Origin of the sequence: Pseudomonas sp. MAG002Y, assembly GCF_019400845.1 — a bacterium.
GTDB lineage: Bacteria > Pseudomonadota > Gammaproteobacteria > Pseudomonadales > Pseudomonadaceae > Chryseomonas > Chryseomonas luteola.
Genome location: NZ_WOEJ01000004.1, coordinates 152,347 through 176,680 on the forward strand (window position 1 = coordinate 152,347; position 24,334 = coordinate 176,680).

Here is a 24,334-nt window from a genome sequence, read left to right on the forward strand (position 1 = left end):
GCCCTCCGTGACCGCTACCTCCTTTACCACCCTTTCACTTTCCGATGCACTGCTCGGCAACCTGGAGTCGCTGGGTTATCAGCAGATGACCCCCATCCAGGCCCTGAGCTTGCCGGTTATCCTGAAAGGGGAAGACCTTATCGCCCAGGCCAAGACCGGCTCGGGTAAAACGGCCGCCTTTGGTCTAGGTCTGCTGAATGGCCTTAATACCCGATATTTCGGCTGTCAGGCACTGGTACTCTGCCCCACACGTGAGCTGGCAGATCAGGTCGCTCAGGAAATACGCAGGCTGGCGCGGTCAGCCGATAACATCAAGGTGCTGACGTTATGTGGCGGGGTCCCTTTCGGACCACAAATCGCTTCGCTCGAACACGGCGCTCATGTGATCGTTGGAACACCGGGCCGTATTCAGGAGCATCTGCGCAAAGGGACGCTTTCTCTTGAAGGCCTGAATGTCGCTGTACTCGATGAAGCGGACCGGATGCTGGATATGGGCTTTCATGACGCTATCGCCGACATCCTGGGCCAGACCCCGACACGACGCCAAACCCTGCTGTTTTCTGCGACCTACCCCTCAGGCATCGAACAGCTAGCGAGTAACTTTCTACGCAACCCCAAGACCATCAAGGTCGAAGCGTTACATGATGATACCCGTATCGAGCAACGTTTCTATGAAATAGACCCGCGCCAGCGAGTTCAGGCGGTTCTTCAGCTGCTTCAGCATTTTCGGCCTCAGTCTTGCGTTGCGTTCTGTCATACGCGCCAGCAATGCCAGGAGGTTGTCGACTACCTGAGGGCGAACAAGGTCTCCGCGCTGGCCTTGCACGGGGATATGGAGCAGCGCGACCGCGATCAGGTTCTTGTACAGTTTGCCAATCGCAGTTGCACGGTTCTGGTAGCAACTGACGTGGCTGCTCGTGGAATCGATATCGCCGGCCTTGAAGCTGTCATCAATGTGGAGCTGTCCCGTGATGCCGATATCCACATTCATCGAATCGGCCGAAGCGGCCGGGCTGGCGAAACCGGCATGGCCTTCTCCCTGGTAGCACCTGCAGAGGCCGGTCGCGCGCAAGCCATTGAGGACAAACAAAAGGCCCCGCTGAATTGGCAGTCCATCGATACGCTGACGCTGGAGAGCCCTGCTCCTTTGGTACCTCCCACGGTCACGCTCTGCATTGCTGGCGGCCGTAAGGAAAAAGTCAGACCTGGCGACGTCCTGGGCGCTTTGACAGGTGAAGCAGGTATTCCCGGAGACAAGGTCGGAAAGATCACCGTTCATGACTATCAGGCCTATGTTGCCATCGAGCGTGACACAGCACGTCAGGCCCTGAAGCGGTTAAGCGAGGGCAAAATAAAGGGACGCTCTTTCAAAGTGCGCATGCTGTAACTCAACAGCAGCCGGCGGGTCACTGTCGGCTGCCTTACTCAACGGAAAGCATCATTTCCAGGCAAATCGAAAAACTCATAAAAAACAACCTTTCAATTGCGAAAAAATATTTCGCCTTTTTACCCTTCCGGCTGAACTTGCTAGGCCAAAGTGTTCAAAGAATCAGGCTAACGCTTAGGTGGCTAACCTAATAATTCTAGCGGTGTCGCATATCTGATTGATTGACGTTGTACCGCCTCGTGAAACGCAAGCAATGAGTTCTATTCATCACTTCGTAACGTTCGTTTTTGTTACCTTGAAATAACCTCTTCTAGATAGCTGTGACCACGCCGTCAAACAGGCTGCTTTCCGGTACGCCTGCGGGGTCGCCACTTCGCTCTAGGGCGCAGCTTACTTCAAGGAAAGTAAAGGCCATCCGGCTTTACCGAAGTATGAATATCGACTATGACTGGTAAGGACGAGACAGTCTGATGAGAAGATTTACCGTACTCGATAGCTTTCGTGGCCTTTGTGCTTTGGCTGTTGTTCTTTTTCATACGTACGTTGTAAACAGCTTTGCGGAAATGAGCTTGTTTACCAACGCTTACCTTTTTGTCGAATTCTTTTTTGTGCTTAGCGGCTTTGTCCTCTATCACACCTATGGTCATAGACTTTCCAGTCTCACCGACTACAAGAACTTTTTCATCAATAGAACCCTGCGCCTCTATCCCCTGCATCTCACCATGCTTGGCGTCTATGTAGCGCTGGAATGCGGAAAGTACTTGGCTGAGCGTAAAGGCCTGCACTTCAATGACGGTGCCTTTTCCGGCGCAACGGCGCCTCACGAGTTTCTCCCTAATCTCCTGCTGGTTCAGGCCTGGCTCAATAACACCATTACAGGCTCATTCAATTACCCCTCCTGGAGCATTAGTATTGAGTACTACATGTACCTCCTCTTTGGGGCTATTCTGATTCTGGCTCGCAGAGGCCATCTCAAGATCTTTGCGCTAATTTCCCTGCTCTCGTTCGTTGTCCTGTGCCTGCCGGAGTCGCCTCTTAAAACGGGCATCTTCAGAGGCTGCTCCTGCTTTTTTGCCGGCGCCTGCACGTATGTCATCTTTACCAAGATCAAGGATTTTCAACTCAGCGCATTAAGCTTTACGGTGCTTGAAGTACTCAGCGTTGGCATTACCTATGCTGTTATCATCTCTCACCTTGAGTACAAGGGTATTATTGCAAGCGTATTGTTCTGCTGCCTGATTCTGGTCTTCTCGTTCGAAAAAGGTTCTGTCTCACGCATTCTGCAAGGTGAATACTTTGTAAAGTTGGGTAACCTGTCTTTTTCAATCTACATGACTCACGCAGCCATTCTTTATATATTCAAAAGTGCTGCTATCGTATTGTCCAAAGTAACAGGCAAAGAACTTACAACGATGCTGCCGTCGCATGACACTCCGGCAGATCTGATCAAGTACATCACGACTGGTGGCGCTGTAACGGATGATCTGGTTGTCTTGGCACAGCTTATTACCGTAGTACTGGTTTCCCGGTATACCTACCAGTACATAGAACTCAAAGGCGTAGCGATAGGCAAACGCTTGACCCGCAAGAAAGAAGCTACCGCGGAAGCTCTGCCTAACGGCTCAATCTGATCTCTTTCCATCCTTATAAAAACCGGCTCTATTACAGCCGGTTTTTTATTGCCTTTAAGGCAGCATATATCTTTAACCCGATAAACAGGATTTGAGAGCATCTTATAATTTACCAAGCCGCTGCTTCGGGCTTTAACAAACCAAAACCAGTAGTAATTTATTAAGCAGACATGTGTCCGCCTCTAACTACTGTAAAAGCGCAGACAATAAAAAACCCTGTAATGCTTGCCGCATTACAGGGTTTCCTCAGCGCTTAATTAAACGACTGGGATAGTTCCAAAACCTTCATCAAGCCCCTTGCCGAAAGGAAATGCTTTACGAGGTTCGTTGGTATTCAACAGGCCCGGCATTTGTGCCTGAATAACGGCTCGATGTTGTTCAATAACAATGTCCAATGCACGGCTAGGCACAAGTTCGATGTCATCAAACGTAATCACCTGGCCCGGAGCAACAGCACGTTTGAGGACGGAATGCTTCAGCAAGCCGATCGGTAGATGATCAGGGTTTTCCGCAATCTTGACGGCCTCACCGCGCACCTGGAAGCCACCAATACCACGTTCGATGATGTCACCTGCCTTCATCGGGTTCTTAACGACAGCAGCGACACTCAATGTGGGAGTCGTCGAGTTGTTCAGCAAAACGCCACCACCCGCGACCACACGACGAATCGTCTTGCCGACCTCCAACGAGCAGAGATGGTAAGGACGAACAAGCACATAGTAAGGACCAGCGCCCAACTTGAAGTATTCGATCGCAGGTGCCTGATCTTCATCATGGCGGCACACCACAAACACGCCGCCAGCCGGATAACCGCTCGGTACGACATAGTCGACGATAGGCTGACCTAGCTGCTCAGCCATCTGAGCCAGCACGTTGGCCGTCTCGTTCAGGTTGGTGGACTTGAGGCCTTCCAGACCCTGACGCGTAATAGTAGCGCCAAAGCCGTTGCCTACGACTACCTGTTCAATCTGCACCTTGGTGCCATCGGTAAACGAGGTTGTCTGATCGATACTGATACCCTGCCGCTTGGCCCAGTACGCCATGTCTTCCGGCTTAGGGTCCAGGTTCAGATAGCCCTTCATGTTGCCGTATACGAGGGGTTTGAAGCCCATCTGTATGGCGTCTTCATGCAAGGCAGCCAACGAACCCGGCTGATCTCCTTCAGCCTCTGTCAGGAAGCCTTTTCCGGCCAGATAGGAGCCTGTGGTGACCTGCAGTTCAGCATTGATGGTCACCACCTGCAAACCTGCCTGAAAGGCGCGCTCGATGACCTCTGTACCGTGGTAGACATCACCACTGCATTCAACGATAAGGTCGGAATTGTCCAACACCTCATCCAGCGAATTGGTCAGGCACTCAGGAAGTGGAAAATCCGAAATGGTGTTCAGGCTACGGCGAGTAAAGACCTTGGAAATAACCAGGTCTTTATAATGCTTTGCAATCAACCTTACAAAGCAGCGGGAAATCATGCCTGTTCCGACAACGCCGACACGTTTTACTTGGAGGTTGGACATACGAACGAATCCTTTCAGAAGTGGTAGGTATGCAGCGAACAGAAGAGAAAGCGCTGCATATGTCGTAACTAGGAGTTTGAATTGGTTGGCAGCAAGGCCTTGGCGATTGCCTACAGACATAACGCGTTCACAATCGTGCTGTAGGACACAAAGCTAGTTTAAAAAGTTCCTAGTTACTTGTTTTATTTCAAAAAATTACTGTCAAAAAGAAAGCGCCAATTTATCTAATGGAATTAATCCTTATAATTCCAGTGGATTAATTAATGCTCTAGATCAAACTACTGCCCGCACAAGCTCGCAAAGCACTTTAAATTAAGTCTAAAGCGCTATAACCAGCCTAAATCAAATTCTTAATTTAAATAGCGAATAAATTTAAAATTGTGACGATTGCAAGACAATGACCGATAAGGAATTCGCAGGTTAGCTGGTCCTTCAGCTAACCTGTCAGATTTAGGCTGTTTTTACAGCGGTCCAGTACGAGCGCTTGAATAGGTCACGCTCACCCAGAACGACCAGAAAGACCAGCAGGCACAGCAGCAAGGCCACTATGTAGACCACCAACTCTACAAACCCGTCAGGCTGAGGGCCTACATACAGCGTGGCAAACGTAACGGCCAGGGCAGCAGCCGTCCAGCGGGCAAGCACTGCAACGCTTAATCCTTTGGGTGATGCTTGATAAAGGAAATAGGCCATGCATAGCGCTTGCACGAAAAAGCCAATCGACAGTGAATACGCAAGGCCATTGGCACCGTAGATCTTGTACAACACAGCATCCAGCAGCACCGTCAGAGCGGAACTGACCAAGGTTATGATGAGGAATGCACGCCCCCTTTGCTGAGCCAGCAAGGCACGTCCCCAGATCAGAGCGAGTCCCATCCAAGGCAGGCCAATAGCGTAAGCCACCACCAGGGAAGCCGTAGCCTGTGTCTGGGCCGCGCCAAATGCACCGCGCTCAAGCAAGACCTTGACTACAGGCTCAGGGAAAGCGATTAGTACCACCGAGGCAGGCACTAGGAACAGCAACGTTGCCAGTGAGGCTTTGCGGGATACAGCATTGAAACGATCGTGCTCGGAATCTGCCCAGCTTTTCGCCATGTCTGGAAACATGACAGCCAGAACCGACAGCGCATAAAGTGTAAGCGGGATGGTAACGATGCGATAAGAGAACGACAGCATACTGATCGTCCCTTCAGCCAGGAAGGAAGCGAAGAAGCGCTCAGCCAGCATACATCCCTGCTGTGCACCTGCGGCCACCAGCACGGGCGCAAACGTCAGCACAAATTCGAAGCCTCGACTTTCCAGCTTTCCTTTTACTGCTCGGCCAGTCAGATAACCAATCCGCTGATGCTGGATAAAAATCAGTATCACCTGCGGAATCAGCATGCCTGCAAACAGGTAGATTCCGCTGGGATAGAACGCATAAATGCCAATGATGGCACCTAGATTCATCGATACCGTACGCGCCATCGGCAGGATGAAGATCCGGTCAAGACTCAGCAGTGCTCCCTGACAATACAGGATGGCCTGTACGAAAATCAGGAAGGCGCCTACGGAAAATACCAGCAGTCCCGCATTGACCTGATCAGCCGTCCAGCCAGGCGCCAGTGCCTTAAGTACCCAAGGGCTGCCCAGGGCTGCACACAGTGAAACCAGAAGACCAAACAGCATGACTCGCCAGTAGAGCCACCGACTGGACAGGATGAACTGATCCTCACTTTCTGATCGTATGCGTTGCAGGTATGGAATCATGGCATCGCGTAACGCGAGGCCGAAAAAATTCTCGAAGAATAGCGGCAGGATCATCGCAACGAAGATGAGATCCGTTTCCCAGCTAAGCCCGAACTCCTTGGCGATCAACAGATCACGCAGAAAGCCGAGAAGAAAACTCGCAACGGTGATGAGAAGGATAATTACGGTCTTCTTCATGTTTCTTTCCTAGAAAAATTACATCCATACCAAGCCCGATCGCTTGCAAGAAACACAAGGCATTTAGTCAAGACACAGCAGGCTTCGGACTCGATACCACAGCACGGGCTTACCGGCTCCCGTATAAATCTCCCGGAGCAGATATCAAACGTCCGGGATTTTGCTGCTGCACTGACAACGTAATCCTAAAAATATTTCGTAACATTCCTAAACTTTAGGCTTTTCCTGCTCATACCTGGCTGGCGCACACAAAATCTGTGCGCCAGTCTCCAATTAACGAGCAGTCGTTGGCGATCACTCAGCCTTGCAGGCCCTGATAAGCCGCCAACCACTATAAAGAGCCAATCCCACCGCGCCAGCCAAAGCCGCTGTCTTGGCAGGCTGCTGGCTGGCCTGGGCATACAGACTATGGCGAAACATGGGACCGGGATTACGTCCCCTTGTAGAGCCACTAGTGACAGGTTCGTACAACGCATCTGACGGGAAAGCATCGGCTGTTTTACTCTGCTGAGCTGCGAACAGCGTCTTTATAGCTATCCAGTCAAATAACCGTGGCGTCAGTTGAGCCGCCCGAGTTATGAGCTTGCTGTTCCCGATGTACACATCCCGCTTGGGCCGTTCAGCGGCGCGCAGGATTGCCCGAGCGACGGTTTCCGGGACATAGGTCGGGGCTGGCAAGTGAGGCGTATGGGCAAGGTAATTCTTGGCCCTGTCGTTAATGGGCGTGTTTGTTGAGGAAGGCCTAATCAAGGTCACGGCTACAGGCACAGTGTCATGGCGAAGTTCTATGCGCAAAGCATCCGTGAAGGCTTTAACGGCATGTTTGCTGGCGGTGTAGATACCTTGCAAGGGAGCAACGGCTTCCGATAAGGCACTCCCCAGATTGATCAGGGTTCCACCTTCCCGCTGCCTAAAGTGCTCGACAGCCACCAGTGATCCATTGACCACGCCCCAGAAATTCGTTTCAAACACTTTTTTGAGGTCGGCCTCACTTACCTCCCACAGCCGCCCCCATACCAGCGTGCCTGCATTGTTTACCCAGGTATCAAACCCATCAAACCGCTCGACTGCTCTTTTTGCCACTTGCTCCAGATCCGCTCGATTGCCTACATCGGCGGCAACATGAATAGCCTGTGCGCCCCACTGCTGACTGAGCTCATGCTGCAGGGACTGCAGAGCAGCTTCATCACGTGAGACCAGTACCAGCTTCGCGCCCTTTTGAGCAGCCATTCGGGCAGTTGCCAGACCAATACCGCTGGTGGCGCCGGTAATAACGATCGTTTGCTGATGTAACGGCTTGGGTACAGGCTTCATCAAAGGCTCCAATAGTCATCTATTCCTATCGGAGCCTTTCAAGCCCTTCAGGATTCCTTCAACCGGATATATGGATGATCAGACGCGGCTATCTGAACGACACCTTGCCAGCAGGGATAGGACGTCCTGGTCAGAAACCGGACAAAAATCCTGATAGTAGGTCTCGATGTGCTTGACGACATCGGGCGTCGCCAAGCAGACCACGTCATCGGCCAGTGTTCTCAACCCCTCGGCGACGCCTGCAGGCCCAACGGGGGCCGCCCATACCAGACGTGCAGGCGCAGCCTCGGCCAATGCGACTAGCGCAACCCTGGCAGTGCTACCCGTTGCCACGCCGTCATCCACCACAATGACTGTACGACCGGTAATCACCATTGGATCGGTATAGCCACGGTACAGCCGCCTGCGCCGCTCGATACTGTCTATCTGTCGGTCCCGCTCCGCCTCGAACCATCCGGCTGGCGGGTTGAGATACTCCAACATTGCCTGGTTTGCTACCCACCGCCTGGCAGCCCCATCAGTAACGGCCCCCAACGCCATATCCTTGTTACCTGGCGCGCCGATCTTGCTCACCATCAGCACATCCAGAGGCGCCTCCAATTCTCTGGCGACCTGATACCCCACCGGGACACCTCCGCGAGGTACTGCCAGTATGATGGGGTTATGGTGGATATACGGACGCAGCCGCGCAGCCAGCACCTGCCCTGCCTGGCTGCGATTCTTGTAAAGTACTGCCGGGCTCCATGCTGGTTTCATTGCCTGCCCTATGCCGTTCGGTCAGCCACCGACTGGTTGTTTACGGATCTCTACCTACCTATTTATAGACCCAAAACTGAAAAATGACTCACCGGTCATAAATAAAACTCAGTAAGTCATCCAGAGATTTAAAAGGCGATTATCAACGTCTCACACTCTGGTTTCTGTCACGTACCGGCACCTTTATGACGAAACAGCAGCTCTACCAGCACATTGTGAGTACATTGCAAAGTGACCTTCAGGCCGCCATAGCCGCCGCGCAAGCTGCACATGAAACGGCGACACATGAAGAGAACGTAGCGGAAAACAAATACGACACTCGCGGACTCGAAGCGGCATATCTAGCGGCTGGCTATTCAAAGCGCATACAAGAGATTCAGCAGTCCTTGCAGGCTTACCGTAATCTCGTCATACGTACCCACGAGGCGGAACACGGTGTTCAGCTGTCTTCCCTGGTCGTTGTCTGCGATACCGTAGGCAAGCAACAAACCTTTTTCCTAGGCCCGGCAGGAGCGGGTCTTAAAATCAGGACAGATACCGGAGACATCATGGTGATCACACCCAATGCACCGCTCGGGCGGGCGCTACTGGGAAAAACCGAAGGGGAAGAGATCAGTCTTTCAATCGGCAGCACAAAGCAAATATTTGAAGTTGTATCGGTCGAATAAACAGGCCTTTCCGGGTTTTTCTTTGCTCAGGTGCTGGTCAAAGCCAGTCTGGAAAGATATACTGTATATATAAACAGTAATGACGAAGGCGATGAGGTGATGAATGGCCGTCGAAGTCTTGTACCGCAGCAGCCGAGATCCGGAGCGCTTATTCATGGATAAAGCTGAAGCTGATCGCTATGACAAAATGCTGGAGCTTGCTGAGTCTCTGGCAGAAGTATTACAGAAAGCCGTACCCGATTTGACTGACAAACAGGCAGAAGATGTCGGTATCTACATGGCTCGTCATCGCGATCTATTCGCCAAGGCGTTCAAGAGTCAGCCCGATGTGCTAGCCGAGCTGAACGGAAAAGAATCTGCCTGATTACAATGTTGCCGAGGCAGCCTTTTCCTGGTCTCGCCAGAGCAGGAAAACACGTAGATCAAACTCGATCTGGTGATAACCCGGCAACATATGCTCGCATAGCTGATAAAAGGCCCTGTTGTGCTCGTGCTCTTTCAGATGCGCAAGCTCATGGACCACAATCATTTGCAGAAACTCGGGCGCTGCCTCTTTGAACAAAGAGGCAATCCTTATTTCCTTTTTCGCTTTGAGCTTGCCGCCATGTACGCGTGAAATGGCCGTATGTAACCCTAGCGCTTTCTGCATCACATCAAGCTTTGCATCGTAAAGCACCTTGTCTATACCAGGCGCATTCTTGAGGTGCGTCTGCTTGATCTCCAGGGCGTAGGTATAAAGTGCCTTGTCGCTTTGTATGGGGTGAGACCCAGGATAGCGACTGGACAGGTATGTCTGTAGGCGGCCTTGTTCACAGAGCAGACGAACCTGCTCCTGCAGTGAAGCCGGGTAGCCTTGCAGGTATTTAAGAGAAGCCATGATTGGTCGTGTCACTCGCTACCGTGGTGGGACCACTGACGCCTGAATAGTGAACCAGCCCACTATTGTAAAACACAGTCGACCTCCGCTCCTAAAAATGCGAGTCAGGCACAGCAAAGTGCCATCGAAACCGTGTAAAAGCGTGGGCAATCCTGTGGTTTATATCTGGCTGTTTCGCTGCAAATGCCGTGACGCTTGTCGTCTCTTTCATTCAGCGATCAGCATCGACCATACCCTCAGCGTTGCAATGGAATGCATATGTCTCATACCGACTTGGCTATAAGCGGAGAAGAGCTGACCCCGCGTGCTCCAAAGGATTTGGCTGCTGATCTCCTGCAGCAGATCGGCCTGGACGTTCAACCCGCTGAACCCGCCTCCTCTTCCCCTGCGGAAGCAACACACGCATCGAGTTCTGCCTCGCCTGCATTATCCGAGGTGCTACCGCGCTCACCCTTCAGCCTTTTGCACATGCTTCACCTCGTACTGGTTGTGGCTGGGTGTGCAGCGATCGTGCTTTTCTACGTGGCGGTGGTTACCGTTATTGCCGCCCTCCTGTTCATAGCACTGCCTGCACTCGATGTACAAAGCCTGACCTCAGTTGAATTACCTGAATGGGGGCCTCTCGCAGTAAAGTCTTTTCTGGCCTGCCTGGGCGGATTCATCCTGTTCTTTACCGCAAAGCCTGTATTCACGGCTCGTCGTCGCGAGAAGCCAGCCGTCATTCTCGCACCAGGGCAGGAGCCAGCACTCTGGGAATTCGTGGTTCCTTTGTGCACAGCCATGCAAGTGCGTACCCCTATAGAAATTCACCTGAGCAATGAAGTAGATGCCAAGGTCCACCTGGCTTCCGGCTGGAAAGGTCTGGTTAAAGGCGATGTCACCTTGACGCTGGGACTACCGTTAGCGGCAGGCTTTTCCAGGCAACAGCTTGCCGGCGTCCTGGCGCATGAGTTTGGCCACTGCGCCCGGCGCTTCAATATGCGGTGCTACTACTTTATCAATTTCTGCAATGCCTGGCTGGACCAGCGGGCCCACTTCAAGGACGCACTGGGTGAGCGCCTCAAGCACCTTAGCGAAGCTGAGACCTCGCGAGTGACCAACCTGGGTGTTCTGGTCGCTCGCATCGGCATGCGTCTGCCACGCCAGCTTCTGCACTATTGCTTTCTTCTTAGTTACCGCCTCTCCAAGCCTGCCTGTAAACGGCTGGAGTTAGAGGCAGACCGTTATGCGGCACAGATTGCAGGCAGTGATACGTTTCGCGCCGCCACTCTGCATCATCATGCGTTGCGCTGGGCATTCAGACAGGCAGATCGCCAGAACGTGAGTACCTGGAGCGAAGGCGCGCTGCTGGCAGACATGCCACAGGCTGCTGCCCTGGGCGCCACCCGACTCGATATCGAGACGCAACGCCGCCTGGAGGCCAAGCTGCGCGACAGGCAACGCTATTGGCGTGTTCATCCTGCCGATGTCGAACGTATCGAGGCAGCAGAAGCCTTGGGTAGCACAGCGCTGATAACAGATGCGTCTCCTGCTACCGGGCTATTCGAATACTTCTCTCAGTACTGCCGACAAGTCACGACTGCGTACTATCAAAAACTTGGACTCGATGTGAGCCTGACTCAGTTTCGTGAAGCCAACGCGGCTACCTTCGATATGGACCAGAACAACGAAACTGCCTTTCTAAACAGGTGGACACTGGGTCAATGGGCTGACCTGCCCTGGCTTCCTCTGCATGCGCCTGCCGGTAAAGAAAAGGCCACCATGGACTGGGCAGCCGTCATCTCGGTCTTGAAAAACCGCACAGAGGAAACAGGCCTCAACTGGCAGCATGCACAGAAAGAAGTGCAGCGGCGCTTTACGTTGGCTTATTGTGATGAGCTGAACGCTCATCACATCACAAACCATATCCATGGCGTAAACACGTTTGATCCAGAGCGCTATCTGAACGAGTACAGGAATATCGATACCTGGCAAAGCCCGGCTCGTACCGTCATGAGTGACGTGGCAGCGCTGCTCCGCCAGCGTATCGACCTGTCGCTCAAAAGCCATCATCCGGGGCATGCACAAGCCCGCGACCTGGCCCAGTTGCTGTTTTCCCTCACCGAGCTCTATCCCGATTATGAGCGACTGCGCGAGTCGCAGTTATTGGTCAAGGAATACAACAGTCTTCATCGTCTACAAGGCAGCATGCAGACCCACCAGCTTAGCCACTATGCGCTTCTGGACTTCCGGACCCGGACACAACGTCTGGTAAAACAAGCCGAAGCCATCAAGCAATATATCTTGCCCGGCGAGAGTATTGGCGGTTACCTCAAGCAGCAACATCCCTACCTTGAAGCCGAAGCAGGTCCCCTCCTCGACTTCTACCAGAAAAGTGATGCCTTGCTTGAAGCGTTTACCTATTGCTATCGATACACCTTCAACCTGCTTGCCAAGTGGTGTCTTGAGGCTGAAGCCGCCAAGGGACTCTAAATTGCAGCCAATAAAAAGCCCGCATCGAGGCGGGCTTTTTATTAAAGCGTGATCAGTTGACCTTGGGGTCCAACTCACCCTTTGCATAACGCTCGAACATTCTGTCCAGCGAGATCGGCTTGATCTTGGAGGCCTGGCCTGCAGTACCGAACGCTTCGTAGCGAGCGATACAAACATCACGCATGGCCGATACCGTCTTGGCCAGATATTTACGCGGATCGAACTCGCTGCGATTCTTCGCCATGAATTCGCGAATCGCACCGGTAGAGGCCAGACGCAGGTCGGTATCGATATTCACCTTACGGACACCGTACTTGATGCCCTCAACGATCTCTTCGACCGGTACACCGTAGGTTTCCTTGATGTCACCGCCATACTCGTTGATGATGGCCAGCCACTCTTGAGGGACGGAGCTGGAGCCGTGCATGACCAGATGAGTATCTGGAATGCGTGCATGGATCTCCTTGATACGCTGGATGGAGAGCGTATCCCCAGTTGGCGGCTTGGTGAACTTGTATGCACCGTGGCTGGTACCGATGGCAATTGCCAGGGCATCAACCTTGGTAGCCTGTACGAACTGGGCAGCCTCTTCTGGATCAGTCAGAAGCTGGCTGTGGTCCAGTGTACCTTCAGCGCCTACACCGTCTTCCTCACCTGCCATGCCGGTTTCCAGGGAGCCCAGGCAGCCCAGCTCACCTTCTACCGAAACACCACAGGCGTGGGCAAAGGCAACGGTCTGCTGAGTAACGCGCACGTTGTATTCGTAGTCAGAAGGTGTCTTGCCGTCTTCTCTTAGAGAGCCGTCCATCATGACCGAGCTGAAACCCAGCTGAATGGAACGCTGGCAAACGTCCGGGCTGGTGCCGTGGTCCTGGTGCATGACTACGGGAATGTGTGGAAACTCTTCAACGGCAGCCAGAATCAGGTGACGCAGAAATGGCGCACCTGCGTACTTACGAGCACCTGCAGAAGCCTGCACAATGACCGGAGAATCGGTCTTGTCGGCTGCTTCCATGATGGCCCGCATCTGCTCGAGGTTGTTAACGTTGAAAGCTGGTACGCCGTAGCCAAACTCGGCTGCGTGGTCCAGCAGCTGACGCATGCTGATGAGTGCCATGGTGATCCTATCTCCCGGTATGGACCTATTATGTTTTCAGCCTGCACCACTGGCAGACTGTTTTTCAAGCAAGAGCAGCGCACTGCTCTTGCTGTATCGTTTAACTCGTCAATTTCGAGTGATCACTCGGTCCGCATACTACGTCCCGCTTAACGGCAACCATCCGCACTTGTTGTCTGATCGGATGCACCAGTTGTCGTGGCTACCCGCTCATCGTTCTGGCCGGTGGGTGTTGCAACGGAGACCGGTGGCGGCGAGAAAGCACGACAGGCCTTGTCGGATGTTGCGCCGGCACAGCCAGCCAGCATGAGGCAACTAAGTACAGAAAAAGCAGCGAGACGTATCATGGCGGTTATCCTTTAGCGCGTTGTTCCAGGACTTCGACCGCCGGAAGAACCTTTCCTTCCACGAACTCAAGGAATGCACCACCGCCAGTAGAGATATAGGAGATCTTTTCGCCTATACCGTACTTGTCGATAGCCGCCAGGGTATCGCCACCGCCAGCAATCGAAAATGCCTCGCTGTCAGCAATGGCTTGAGCCAGTACTTTGGTGCCATTACCGAACTGATCGAACTCAAAAACGCCGACCGGGCCATTCCACAGAATAGTCTTGGCCGATGTGAGCAGCTGGGCAAATTGCTTGGCCGTTTCTGGGCCGATGTCCAGAATCATGTCGTCATCCGCAACATCGCTGATGGATTTAACCGTTGCTTCGGCAGACTCGGCAAATTCCTTGGCGACAACCACATCGACCGGCAGAGGCACGCTGACCTTAGCAGCAATGGCCTTAGCCGTATCGACCAGCTCGGCTTCGTACAGAGATTTGCCTACCTTGTGACCAGCAGCAGCTAGGAAGGTATTGGCAATACCGCCGCCTACAATCAATTGATCACAAACACTGGACAGAGAATTCAGAACGTCCAGCTTGGTAGAAACTTTAGAGCCCGCCACGATGGCAGCCATTGGACGCGCGGGCGCCTTGAGGGCTTTGCCCAGCGCATCCAGTTCGGCGGCTAGCAGCGGACCAGCTGCGGCCACTTTCGCAAACTTGGCGACACCGTGGGTAGAGCCCTCAGCACGGTGAGCGGTACCAAAGGCATCCATGACGAACACATCGCATAGCGCGGCATACTGCTGAGCCAGCTCATCAGCGTTCTTTTTCTCACCCTTGTTGAAGCGCACATTTTCCAGCAGAACGATATTACCCGGCTGTACATCAACACCGCCCAGGTAATCCGTCACCAGCGGAACCTCACGATTCAAAGCCTTGGACAGGTATTCCGCTACAGGCTTCAAGCTGTTCTCGGCGCTCGCCTCACCTTCGGTCGGTCGCCCCAGGTGCGAGCAGACAATAACAGCAGCGCCCTTCTCCAATGCCAGCTTCAGCGTCGGAAGCGCGGCGACCAGACGAGCATCGCTCTTGATCTGTCCATCCTTTACCGGAACGTTCAGGTCCTCGCGAATCAGGACACGTTTACCGTTCAGATCGAGGTCGCTCATTTTCAACACGGACATGTATGCAATCCCTTCGTTGTGCTTGTTCAGATCGGCTTGGCGACGCGCAAGAAATGACTTGCCACGTCGATCATGCGGTTGGCAAAGCCCCATTCATTGTCGAACCAGGCCAGCAGATTGACGAGCCTTGGCCCCGATACACGGGTTTGACTGCCATCAACGATGGCGGAATGGGGATCATGATTGAAGTCGCAGGACGCGTGCGGCAACTCGGTGTAGTTCACCAGATGCTGCAAAGGGCCACCCATCGCAGCCTCGCGGAGCAGACCATTAACTTCCGAGACAGTGGTATCACGCGAAACATGACAAGTGATATCCAGCGCCGACACATTTACGGTCGGTACACGAATGGCCTTGGCCTGAACGCGCCCCGCCAGCTCCGGCAACAGGCGCTCGATTCCACGATCCAGCCCTGTAGAGACCGGAATGATCGATTGAAAGGCCGAGCGGGTACGGCGCAGATCATCGGCGTGATAGGCGTCGATCACGGGTTGGTCATTCATGGCTGAATGAATCGTGGTTATCGAGACGTATTCAAGACCCACGACTTCGTTCAAAAGTTTCAACAGCGGCACGCTGCAATTGGTGGTACAGGAGGCATTCGAGACAAGCCTCTCAGTACCGCGCAAGCTGCCCTGATTGACGCCATACACAATGGTGGCGTCTACGTCGCTTTCGCTGGCCATCGGCTGGGAAAACAAGACGCGGGGCGCACCGGCTGCAAGAAAACGCTCACCGTCTGCACGGGTGCTGAAGGCGCCAGAGCATTCGAGAACCAGATCGACGCCCAGACGCCTCCAGTCAATGTCATCAGGATTGGCGCAGCGCTGCACATGCATGCTGCAGCTATTGATGCGCAAGCGATCCCCTTCTATGGCAACTTCGCCGGGAAAGCGTCCGTGAGTCGAGTCGAAGCGTGTTAGGTACTCCAGACTTGGCAGGTCAGCCAAGTCATTCAACGCCACGAGTTCGAAATCAACCGAGGCGCTGCGCTCATGTAGCGCACGGACCAGGCACCGACCGACACGGCCGTAGCCATTGAGCGCAACACGATAAAGAGAATCAGCCATGAAAGTGGGTTTCGGTGTCCAGAATTGAATAAGCAATGGCTAGTGATGTTACAAGTGTAGCCTGAGCAATGACACACTACACAAGCCCTAAGTGTAGGCTTTCAGACAATCTAGGCGAGCGAATCCAGAAAAGATTAGCGTAGCTAGAAGCGAATTTGCTGAAGATGCCGCTTCATTTGCAAAATAAAACACGCTTTTTCGTAGTCGATAGACGGATTGGCTACAAAATACTGGAACACCACGGTGTCGTTGATTCTAAAACACACTCTGAGATCATGAGTATGGCAAAAGAATCTTCCTCAATGCTCTTAATGGATGATTGGGCTGGTATTACACAAATAACGGCGTTTATCTGGTAAACACCAAATAATAAAAACGCCACGGTTCTCACCGTGGCGTTTTCATTACCTCACTGGAGGATCAGTCCTCAAGCAGCTCGTTTGCAACTGCCAGCACGTTATCCAGCGTGAAGCCGAAGTGCTCCATCAGTGCCGGCGCCGGAGCCGACTCACCATACGTTGTCATGCCGATCACACGACCATCCAGGCCAACGTACTTGTACCAGTAGTCCGCAATACCCGCTTCAATGGCAATACGGGCACCGACCTCAACCGGCAATACCGATTGACGATACTCGGCGCTCTGACGCTCGAATGCGCTGGTGCAAGGCATGGATACCACGCGGACCTTGCGCCCTTCTGCGGTGAGCTTGTCGTACGCTTGAACAGCCAGCGACACTTCCGAGCCGGTAGCGATAAAGATCAGCTCTGGCTCACCTTCACAGCTCTTCAGCACGTAGCCACCGTGGGCAATGGCTGCTTCGGTTTCGTTGTCACGCAGGTGATGAGGCAGATTCTGTCGAGAGAAGATCAGCGCTGACGGGCCATCCTTACGCTCCAGGGCCGTCTTCCAGGATACCGCAGCCTCGACCGCATCGGCAGGGCGCCAGGTGTCCAGGTTGGGCGTATAACGCAGAGATGCAACCTGCTCGACCGGCTGGTGCGTCGGGCCATCCTCGCCCAGACCGATGGAGTCATGGGTGAAGACATAGATGATGCGCTGCTTCATCAGTGCCGACATACGCACGGCATTACGAGCGTATTCCATGAACATCAGGAAGGTGCCGCCGTAAGGAATCAGGCCACCATGCAAGGCCACGCCGTTCATGATGGCGCTCATGCCGAACTCGCGTACGCCGTAATACATGTAGTTGCCGGAGGCGTCTTCCTCGACAACCGGCTTGCAGCCCTTCCACATCGTCAGGTTGGAGCCGGCCAGGTCGGCCGAGCCGCCCAACAACTCAGGCAGTAGCGGGCCAAAGAAGTGCAGGCAGTTCTGGCTGGCTTTGCGGCTGGCGATGGTTTCGCCCTTGGCAGCTACCTCACGGATGAACGCCGACGCCTTTTCATCAAAGTCAGCTGGCAGCTCACCGGCCATACGGCGGGTAAACTCGGCGGCCAGTTCAGGATAAGCCTCAGCGTAAGCGTTGAATCGCTTGTTCCACTCGCTTTCCGCTTTAGAGCCTGCGTCCTTGGCGTCCCATTCGGCGTAGATATCCTGCGGGATTTCGAAGGCAGCGTGTTTCCAGCCCAGCGCTTCACGGGTGGCCGCTACTTCGGCGTCACCCAAGGCTGCGCCATGGGATTCTTCCTTGCCCTGCTTGTTGGGCGAACCAAAACCAATGATGGTCTTGCAGCAGATCAGGGTCGGCTGGTCGCTTTTGCGAGCCGTCTCCAGTGCCGTCTTGATTTCTTCCGGGTCGTGACCGTCGACGTTACGGATCACTTGCCAGCCATAGGCTTCGAAGCGCTTGGGCGTATCGTCGGTAAACCAGCCGTGGACTTCGCCATCAATGGATATGCCGTTGTCATCATAGAAGGCGATCAGCTTGGACAGGCGCAGCGTGCCAGCCAGTGAACAGACTTCGTGAGAAATGCCTTCCATCATGCAGCCATCACCCATGAAAACATAGGTGTAATGATCAACGATGTTATGGCCTTCGCGGTTGAACTGCGCCGCCATGATCTTTTCAGCCAAGGCGAAACCCACAGCGTTGGCGACGCCCTGCCCCAGCGGGCCGGTCGTGGTCTCGACACCGGCGGTATAGCCATACTCGGGATGGCCTGGCGTGCGGCTGTGAAGCTGACGGAAATTTTTCAGATCGTCGATGGAGAGGTCGTAACCGGTCAGGTGCAGCAGGGAATAGATCAGCATGGAGCCGTGACCATTGGACAGCACGAAGCGGTCGCGGTCGGCCCACTTTGGGTTCACCGGGTTGTGCTTGAGGTAATCGCGCCAGAGCACTTCGGCAATATCGGCCATCCCCATAGGGGCGCCGGGGTGGCCGCTGTTGGCTTTTTGTACGGCATCCATGCTGAGCGCGCGGATGGCGTTGGCACGGTCACGACGACTGGGCATCGCTGATCTCCTGAAAGGGGGTCAAACGTTTAAAGGAAGTTTTATTGTGCCTAGCCGGGCACGCAGGAGCAATCCGAACGGTCATATCCAGCTTGGCTTCAGCCACGTTAATGGTTCGTCATGGCCTCGATTGCGTGATGGCCTCCGCCACCAGCTCCAGAAACCAGCGCAATGCAACAGAGGTGTCACTGCGCTCATGCCAGTGCAGCGTGACCTTAAAACTAGGCACGTCGAAAGGCAGGTTACATATGCGCAACGGGTGCTCTGCTGCAAACAACGTGGCGATCTGTGAGGGAAGGATGACGAGCAGGTCCGTTTGAGGAATGATTTTTGGAAGTACGGAAAAATGAGGAATGCGCAATGCAATACGCCGCGAGATACCCAATCTCTCTATTACATCCTCTGCCATACCATGACCAGAGGCTCGAGTTACCAACACATGACTTTCTCTCTGGAATTGCTCAAGAGTCAATTCGCGCTTTATCCGTGAGTGTTTACGACTGAGCAAACAGACATAACGCTCATCGATCAGAGCCTGCCGAACGATACCTGTACTCGAAAGAGGCCGGCTGCAAATGGCTGCATCAACCTTGCCTATGCTCAACCACTCATTTACCTGATCAATTTCCAAGGGCACGACTTCAAGCTCCGCCTGAGGTGCCAGTCTGTTGAGTCGATGCAGGATCAAAGGCAGCAAGGCCATTTCACCCAAATCTGACAAAGCGATACGGAAACACCGCGCCGTCTTATGCGGATCGAACTCTCGAATCCCTTCAACCGTTCCCTCGATACGGCTCAAGGCGTCTTTGAACGTGGCATAAAGCGTTCGGGCGACAGAGGTTGGCTGCATCCCATCACGGTTACGAACAAATAACGGATCGTCAAACAATTCCCGCAGCCGCGCAAGGGCATAACTGACAGAGGGCTGTGTTACGAACAGCCGCTCAGCAGCGACCGTTACACTGCCGGAATCGTAAAGCGTTACAAACGTCCTGATCAGATTAAGATCAATCTGGCCCATATCTTTATAAACCAGCTTTATTTTTAGAAGAAAAACTATCGATTTGATCAATTTACTGTGAAGCGACAGAGTGCCAGCGACAAGAACACTTATAACAGGCTCGCTGATGAAAACCGTTCACTCCGCTTCATACGATATTTTGCGCCGCTATGGCTTGACTACCATTTTTGGCAATCCCGGCTCCAATGAACTGCCTTTTCTCAAAGATTTTCCCAAAGACTTTCGCTACATCCTGGGATTACATGAGGGAGCGGTAGTTGGTATGGCGGATGGCTTTGCACTAGCCAGCGGTAAGCCAGCGTTCGTCAACTTGCATGCTGCTGCCGGCACCGGCAATGGCATGGGTGCTCTCACCAACGCCTGGTATTCGCATAGTCCGCTTGTCTTAACGGCAGGACAGCAGGTTCGCTCGATGATTGGTGTTGAAGCAATGCTCGCCAATGTTGATGCGCCTCAGCTACCCAAGCCCTTGGTAAAGTGGAGCTATGAGCCAGCAACGGCTGAAGATGTACCTCGTGCGCTGAGTCAGGCCATTCATACCGCCAGCTTGCCGCCCAGAGCGCCGGTATATCTGTCTATTCCTTACGATGACTGGGCGAAAGAAGCGCCACCAGGTGTAGAACATTTGACTGCACGGGAGGTTGCCCACGCAGGTCTCCCCTCTTCTGCTCAACTGCGCGAGCTGACCGAACGCCTTTGCGCTGCGCATAATCCCGTATTGGTACTGGGCCCTGATGTAGACGGTTATCAGGCCAATGAATCTGCCGTTGCCCTCGCTGAAAAGCTACGCATGACGACTTGGATAGCGCCCTCTGCATCGCGCTGTCCTTTTCCAACACGTCACCCTTGCTTTCGAGGCGTATTGCCTGCAGCCATTGCCGAGATCAGTCGATTGCTGGCTACACATGATCTGATCTTGGTCGTTGGTGCCCCCGTGTTTCGCTATCATCAGTATGCACCGGGCGATTACCTTCCTGCCGGCACGCAGCTTTTTCATATCACCTGCGATCCACAAGAAGCCGCCCGTGCGCCCATGGGAAATGCACTGGTCGGGGACATTGCCCTAACCCTGAAGGCTTTGACCGATGAGGTTTCCCCGAGCAGTCGCCCAATGCCCGAGCCACTGCAGCATCCGGAGCACTATACGGATGAGCCTCACCTGCTCCGCCCGGAAACCGTTTTCGATGTGATCAACGAGTGCGCGCCGAAAGACGCCATTTACGTGAAAGAGTCCACTTCCACGGTATCTGCCTTCTGGCAGCGCATCGAGATGAAAAAGCCTGGAAGCTACTTTTTCCCCGCAGCCGGAGGGTTGGGTTTTGGCTTACCAGCAGCAGTGGGCGTTCAATTGGCGCAACCACAGCGCAGGGTTATTGGAATCATAGGTGACGGCTCAGCCAATTACGGAATTACCGCGCTGTGGACGGCGGCCCAGTATCGCATCCCTGTCATTTTCATCATTCTCAAGAACGGCACCTATGGAGCGCTTCGCTGGTTTGCCGGCGTGCTTAAGGTTGACGATGCTCCCGGCCTGGATGTGCCCGGCCTTGATTTCTGTGCCATTGCTCAGGGCTATGGTGTGAAAGCCATACATACCGACAACCGAGAGACCTTCCGGCGCGCATTAACGGAAGCACTGGCTGGCAACGAACCTGTACTGATCGAGGTACCTACCGTGACTATCGAGCCGTAACCGCGGGTATAGCTATCCGATCGGACACCTATACCCCTGCGCTGCGACACCCACAACAAAAACAAAAGAGGTGGATATGCAACAGACATCAGTTGCCGAAGTCATTGGTAAAGCACGCTTGAACCGCACACACTTTACGATTTTGTGCTGGGGCTGTTTCATCATGTTGTTTGATGGCTATGACATGGTGATTTATGGATCGGTAGTCCCGCGATTGATGCAGGAGTGGTCCTTAACGCCTGTACAAGCCGGTACGCTGGGCAGCTGCGCCCTGTTCGGCATGATGTTTGGTGGAATGCTGCTTGCCCCACTGGCCGATAGGCTGGGTCGGCGAAAGCTGATCATTTCCTGCACATTGTTGGCCAGTGCTGCAGCCTTCACGACAGGCCATGCCACGACACCGTGGATGCTAGGCACCTGCCGTTTTGTCACTGGGCTTGCCTTGGGCGCGCTAGTACCTAGCTCGATCAACCTGATCAGTGAGTTTGCGCCTGCCTCACGGCGCAGTACGGCTGTTACCGTCATGTCAAGCTTTTATTCCGTGGGCGCAGTACTGTCCGCCTTGCTTGCTATCGTCCTTATTCCCCGCTGGGGCTGGCAATCGGTGTTTTACGTGGCGGTCCTTCCTGTTCTGGCCATTCCATTGATGCTGCGTTATCTGCCGGAGTCCGTAGCGTTCCTGGCGCTTAAAAAGCGTCGTGATGAACTGGACGGGCTACTGCGAAAAATCGATCCAACTTACCAGCCCGGGATGCCACTGAATCTGAATACTCCAACCGCAGCCCAGCAGCGTGCTCGGTTACCGCAATTATTCGAGGGGCGTCAGACGCTATGCACGCTGCTGTTATGGGTAGGCTTCGCAATGTGCATGCTGATGAGCTATGGACTTAATACTTGGCTGCCCAAGCTGATGGTGGCTGCAGGGTACCCGCTGGGGTCAAGCCTATCTTTTCTGGTAACCCTGAATATAGGGGCCACGCTTGGTGCACTATTTGGCGGCTGGCTGGCCGACCGTTGGGGTGCACGTGGCACACTCTGCCTATTTTTTGCCCTGGCTGCGGTCTCTTTGGCTTTACTTGGTTTGAAACCCGGCCCCATCTTACTCAACGCGCTTCTGCTTGTTGCAGGCGCAACCACTATTGGTGGTCTAGCGGTCATTCACGCCTTCGCTGCTTTACTGTACCCCACCCATATTCGCTCGACGGGCGTCGGCTGGGCGGCGGGAATTGGTCGTCTGGGAGCCATTGCCGGCCCGCTGTTAGGGGGCAGCCTGTTCGCCCTGAACCTACCATTCCAGCAGAATTTTCTGGCATTTGCATTGCCAGGACTAATAGGGGCTATAGCTATTGGCTGCATTCACGGTCACTCCCACAACCCTTATTCTGCAAACAAGCAGGCTCGCCCTACCGTAAAAAAACTCGTTTGAACGAAAGGAAACCGGAATGACCGATTCTACACCGAATGCCTTTACCGACTTTCACCTGCAGCCCCTTGGTGGGCAATGGCGCAAGGGTCGCGCAGACAAAACGCTAACGGTTAGTGATCCGTTCAACGGCGAAACTCTAGTCAACATTCCCCAGGCGAACCGGGATGATCTTGACGAGGCCTATCAAAAAGCAGCACAAGCACAACAGGAATGGGCCGCCCAAGGACCTTCTGTACGCGCAGCCGTTCTGCTCAAGGTGGTCGAGATTTTCGATCGCCGCCGCGAAGAGATTATCGACTGGATCATTCGGGAATCCGGCAGCACTCGCTTGAAGGCTCAGATTGAGTGGAGTTCGGCACGCAGTATTACCCTGGAAGCGGCTTCATTCCCCAAACGTGTACACGGACGTATCGTCGAGTCTGACGTGCCAGGCAAGGAAAGCCGCGTTTATCGCTCGCCTATTGGCGTCATCGGCGTGATAAGCCCATGGAATTTTCCGCTCCATCTGACTCAACGCAGCCTGGCACCTGCATTGGCGCTAGGCAATGCCGTGGTGATCAAACCGGCCAGCGATACGCCGATCTGCGGAGGCCTGTTGCTGGCTCGTATTTTCGAGGAAGCTGGCCTTCCCTCTGGTGTTCTCAGTGTTGTTGTAGGGGCGGGTAGTGAGATTGGTGACGCTTTTGTTGAACATCCGATTCCAGGGCTCATCACCTTTACAGGCTCCACACCTGTTGGCCAGAACATTGCGCGCCTAGCGGGAGGAGGCAAATATCTCAAACATGTTGCCTTAGAACTGGGCGGGAACAGCCCCTTCGTCGTTATGGCAGACGCAGACCTGAATCAGGCCGTTAATGCAGCAGTCATGGGTAAATTTTTACATCAAGGTCAGATCTGCATGGCGGTCAACCGTATTATTGTTGAGGAAGATGTCTATGATGACTTTGCTGCACGTTTTGTAGAGCGCGTCAGACAACTCAAGGTAGGCGACCCTTCGCGTGCAGAAACGGTCATTGGTCCGATTATCAACAAGCGCCAGTTGGAAGGGCTTCAACAGAAAGTCGAACAGGCCCGCCAGGAAGGTGCCAAAGTGCTGCTTGAGGGCCATGTCGATGGACAGCTTTTGTCACCTTATGTGTTTGGCGAAGTGACACGCGACATGGATATTGCACGCAACGAAATTTTCGGCCCGCTCGTTGGACTTCTACGTGCCCGAGACGAAGCCCATGCCCTTGAGTTGGCAAACGACAGCGAATTCGGCCTTTCCAGCGCCGTCTTCAGCGGCAATACAGATCGAGCTGTACGGTTTGCCAGGCAAATCAAGGCTGGCATGACGCATGTGAATGATATCTCCGTCAGTGATGAGACCAATGCGCCCTTTGGAGGTGAAAAGAACTCCGGGATTGGTCGGTTCAATGGCGATTGGGCGATTGACGAATTCACGACTGACCATTGGATCACCGTCCAGCACGCCCCTCGTCACTATCCCTTCTGATCAGTATGCCGGTCATGCCACCATGACCGGCCT

General features: G+C 53.7%; 19 protein-coding genes. 8 read left to right on the forward strand and 11 right to left on the reverse strand.

The genetic code is table 11. The annotated features are described in order from the left end of the window. Window positions 1-7 precede the first annotated feature (7 nt). Window positions 8-1,387, forward strand: a complete 1,380-nt coding sequence (gene dbpA, locus GM154_RS07650) for an ATP-dependent RNA helicase DbpA (protein ID WP_219651690.1) — start codon at window positions 8-10, stop codon at window positions 1,385-1,387. A gap of 470 nt (window positions 1,388-1,857) precedes the next feature. Then, window positions 1,858-3,018: an acyltransferase gene (locus GM154_RS07655; RefSeq protein ID WP_219651691.1), complete on the forward strand. Its 1,161-nt coding sequence runs from the start codon at window positions 1,858-1,860 to the stop codon at window positions 3,016-3,018. Between the two features lie 257 nt (window positions 3,019-3,275). Here the strand turns inward: GM154_RS07655 and GM154_RS07660 are convergent, their stop codons facing one another. The 4 genes from GM154_RS07660 to GM154_RS07675 all read right to left on the reverse strand — a co-directional run bounded on the left by GM154_RS07660 (window position 3,276) and on the right by GM154_RS07675 (window position 8,528). Beyond that, a complete protein-coding gene (locus GM154_RS07660) occupies window positions 3,276-4,487 on the reverse strand; it encodes an NAD(P)-dependent oxidoreductase (protein ID WP_230382176.1) in 1,212 nt (403 codons plus the stop codon). Between the two features lie 495 nt (window positions 4,488-4,982). Then, window positions 4,983-6,458, reverse strand: coding sequence for a lipid II flippase MurJ (locus GM154_RS07665; RefSeq protein WP_219651693.1), 1,476 nt, complete (start codon window positions 6,456-6,458; stop codon window positions 4,983-4,985). A gap of 294 nt (window positions 6,459-6,752) precedes the next feature. After that, a complete protein-coding gene (locus GM154_RS07670; protein WP_219651695.1) occupies window positions 6,753-7,772 on the reverse strand; it encodes an SDR family oxidoreductase in 1,020 nt (339 codons plus the stop codon). A gap of 78 nt (window positions 7,773-7,850) precedes the next feature. Then, entirely contained in the window at window positions 7,851-8,528 is a 678-nt protein-coding gene (locus GM154_RS07675) for a phosphoribosyltransferase (RefSeq protein WP_219651696.1), read from the reverse strand. Window positions 8,529-8,713: 185 nt separating this feature from the next. Here GM154_RS07675 and GM154_RS07680 point away from each other — a divergent pair, with 185 nt between their 5' ends. Both GM154_RS07680 and GM154_RS07685 read left to right on the forward strand, forming a co-directional pair. After that, a complete protein-coding gene (locus GM154_RS07680) occupies window positions 8,714-9,196 on the forward strand; it encodes a GreA/GreB family elongation factor (RefSeq protein ID WP_219651698.1) in 483 nt (160 codons plus the stop codon). A 103-nt stretch (window positions 9,197-9,299) separates the two neighbouring features. Beyond that, entirely contained in the window at window positions 9,300-9,560 is a 261-nt protein-coding gene (locus tag GM154_RS07685) for a YebG family protein (RefSeq protein WP_010796096.1), read from the forward strand. Here the strand turns inward: GM154_RS07685 and GM154_RS07690 are convergent, their stop codons facing one another. Then, on the reverse strand, window positions 9,561-10,073 hold the full coding sequence (locus GM154_RS07690; protein ID WP_219651700.1) for a YgjP-like metallopeptidase domain-containing protein: 513 nt from the start codon (window positions 10,071-10,073) through the stop codon (window positions 9,561-9,563). A 258-nt stretch (window positions 10,074-10,331) separates the two neighbouring features. On the opposite strand from GM154_RS07690, the gene GM154_RS07695 reads away from it, so the two are divergent. Beyond that, window positions 10,332-12,545 carry a M48 family metallopeptidase gene (locus GM154_RS07695; protein WP_219651702.1) on the forward strand — a complete coding sequence of 738 codons (2,214 nt, stop codon included), beginning with the start codon at window positions 10,332-10,334 and terminating at the stop codon, window positions 12,543-12,545. A gap of 52 nt (window positions 12,546-12,597) precedes the next feature. Here the strand turns inward: GM154_RS07695 and fba are convergent, their stop codons facing one another. From fba to GM154_RS07725, 6 genes are all read right to left on the reverse strand, one after another. Then, on the reverse strand, window positions 12,598-13,662 hold the full coding sequence (gene fba, locus GM154_RS07700; protein WP_010796099.1) for a class II fructose-bisphosphate aldolase: 1,065 nt from the start codon (window positions 13,660-13,662) through the stop codon (window positions 12,598-12,600). Between the two features lie 149 nt (window positions 13,663-13,811). Beyond that, window positions 13,812-14,009, reverse strand: a complete 198-nt coding sequence (locus GM154_RS07705; protein ID WP_010796100.1) for a hypothetical protein — start codon at window positions 14,007-14,009, stop codon at window positions 13,812-13,814. 5 nt (window positions 14,010-14,014) lie between these two features. Further along, window positions 14,015-15,178: a phosphoglycerate kinase gene (locus GM154_RS07710; protein ID WP_010796101.1), complete on the reverse strand. Its 1,164-nt coding sequence runs from the start codon at window positions 15,176-15,178 to the stop codon at window positions 14,015-14,017. A gap of 26 nt (window positions 15,179-15,204) precedes the next feature. After that, window positions 15,205-16,248 (reverse strand): erythrose-4-phosphate dehydrogenase, encoded by a 1,044-nt coding sequence (gene epd, locus GM154_RS07715; RefSeq protein ID WP_219651704.1) that lies wholly within the window; start codon window positions 16,246-16,248, stop codon window positions 15,205-15,207. Between the two features lie 420 nt (window positions 16,249-16,668). Continuing rightward, on the reverse strand, window positions 16,669-18,666 hold the full coding sequence (tkt, locus tag GM154_RS07720; protein ID WP_219651706.1) for a transketolase: 1,998 nt from the start codon (window positions 18,664-18,666) through the stop codon (window positions 16,669-16,671). 118 nt (window positions 18,667-18,784) lie between these two features. Beyond that, window positions 18,785-19,687, reverse strand: a complete 903-nt coding sequence (locus GM154_RS07725; RefSeq protein ID WP_010796104.1) for a LysR family transcriptional regulator — start codon at window positions 19,685-19,687, stop codon at window positions 18,785-18,787. A 106-nt stretch (window positions 19,688-19,793) separates the two neighbouring features. Between GM154_RS07725 and mdlC the strand changes: the two genes are divergently transcribed. From mdlC to GM154_RS07740, 3 genes are all read left to right on the forward strand, one after another. Beyond that, complete coding sequence (gene mdlC, locus GM154_RS07730; RefSeq protein ID WP_219651708.1) at window positions 19,794-21,380, forward strand: benzoylformate decarboxylase; 1,587 nt, start codon at window positions 19,794-19,796, stop codon at window positions 21,378-21,380. 76 nt (window positions 21,381-21,456) lie between these two features. Further along, window positions 21,457-22,806 (forward strand): aromatic acid/H+ symport family MFS transporter, encoded by a 1,350-nt coding sequence (locus GM154_RS07735; protein WP_219651710.1) that lies wholly within the window; start codon window positions 21,457-21,459, stop codon window positions 22,804-22,806. A 16-nt stretch (window positions 22,807-22,822) separates the two neighbouring features. Further along, the gene (locus GM154_RS07740; RefSeq protein WP_219651712.1) at window positions 22,823-24,301 is read left to right on the forward strand and encodes an aldehyde dehydrogenase family protein; all 1,479 of its coding nucleotides are present in this window, start codon (window positions 22,823-22,825) and stop codon (window positions 24,299-24,301) included. Window positions 24,302-24,334 lie beyond the last annotated feature (33 nt).

Bases quoted from the DNA above. Each gene is read 5' to 3' on its own strand.
- GM154_RS07655 (WP_219651691.1), top strand. From the start codon at position 1,858: ATGAGAAGATTTACCGTACTCGATAGCTTTCGTGGCCTTTGTGCTTTG.
- GM154_RS07660 (WP_230382176.1), bottom strand. From the start codon at position 4,487: ATGATTTCCCGCTGCTTTGTAAGGTTGATTGCAAAGCATTATAAAGAC.
- GM154_RS07665 (WP_219651693.1), bottom strand. From the start codon at position 6,458: ATGAAGAAGACCGTAATTATCCTTCTCATCACCGTTGCGAGTTTTCTT.
- GM154_RS07670 (WP_219651695.1), bottom strand. From the start codon at position 7,772: ATGAAGCCTGTACCCAAGCCGTTACATCAGCAAACGATCGTTATTACC.
- GM154_RS07675 (WP_219651696.1), bottom strand. From the start codon at position 8,528: ATGAAACCAGCATGGAGCCCGGCAGTACTTTACAAGAATCGCAGCCAG.
- GM154_RS07680 (WP_219651698.1), top strand. From the start codon at position 8,714: ATGACGAAACAGCAGCTCTACCAGCACATTGTGAGTACATTGCAAAGT.
- GM154_RS07685 (WP_010796096.1), top strand. From the start codon at position 9,300: ATGGCCGTCGAAGTCTTGTACCGCAGCAGCCGAGATCCGGAGCGCTTA.
- GM154_RS07690 (WP_219651700.1), bottom strand. From the start codon at position 10,073: ATGGCTTCTCTTAAATACCTGCAAGGCTACCCGGCTTCACTGCAGGAG.
- GM154_RS07695 (WP_219651702.1), top strand. From the start codon at position 10,332: ATGTCTCATACCGACTTGGCTATAAGCGGAGAAGAGCTGACCCCGCGT.
- fba (WP_010796099.1), bottom strand. From the start codon at position 13,662: ATGGCACTCATCAGCATGCGTCAGCTGCTGGACCACGCAGCCGAGTTT.
- GM154_RS07705 (WP_010796100.1), bottom strand. From the start codon at position 14,009: ATGATACGTCTCGCTGCTTTTTCTGTACTTAGTTGCCTCATGCTGGCT.
- GM154_RS07710 (WP_010796101.1), bottom strand. From the start codon at position 15,178: ATGTCCGTGTTGAAAATGAGCGACCTCGATCTGAACGGTAAACGTGTC.
- epd (WP_219651704.1), bottom strand. From the start codon at position 16,248: ATGGCTGATTCTCTTTATCGTGTTGCGCTCAATGGCTACGGCCGTGTC.
- tkt (WP_219651706.1), bottom strand. From the start codon at position 18,666: ATGCCCAGTCGTCGTGACCGTGCCAACGCCATCCGCGCGCTCAGCATG.
- GM154_RS07725 (WP_010796104.1), bottom strand. From the start codon at position 19,687: ATGGGCCAGATTGATCTTAATCTGATCAGGACGTTTGTAACGCTTTAC.
- mdlC (WP_219651708.1), top strand. From the start codon at position 19,794: ATGAAAACCGTTCACTCCGCTTCATACGATATTTTGCGCCGCTATGGC.
- GM154_RS07735 (WP_219651710.1), top strand. From the start codon at position 21,457: ATGCAACAGACATCAGTTGCCGAAGTCATTGGTAAAGCACGCTTGAAC.
- GM154_RS07740 (WP_219651712.1), top strand. From the start codon at position 22,823: ATGACCGATTCTACACCGAATGCCTTTACCGACTTTCACCTGCAGCCC.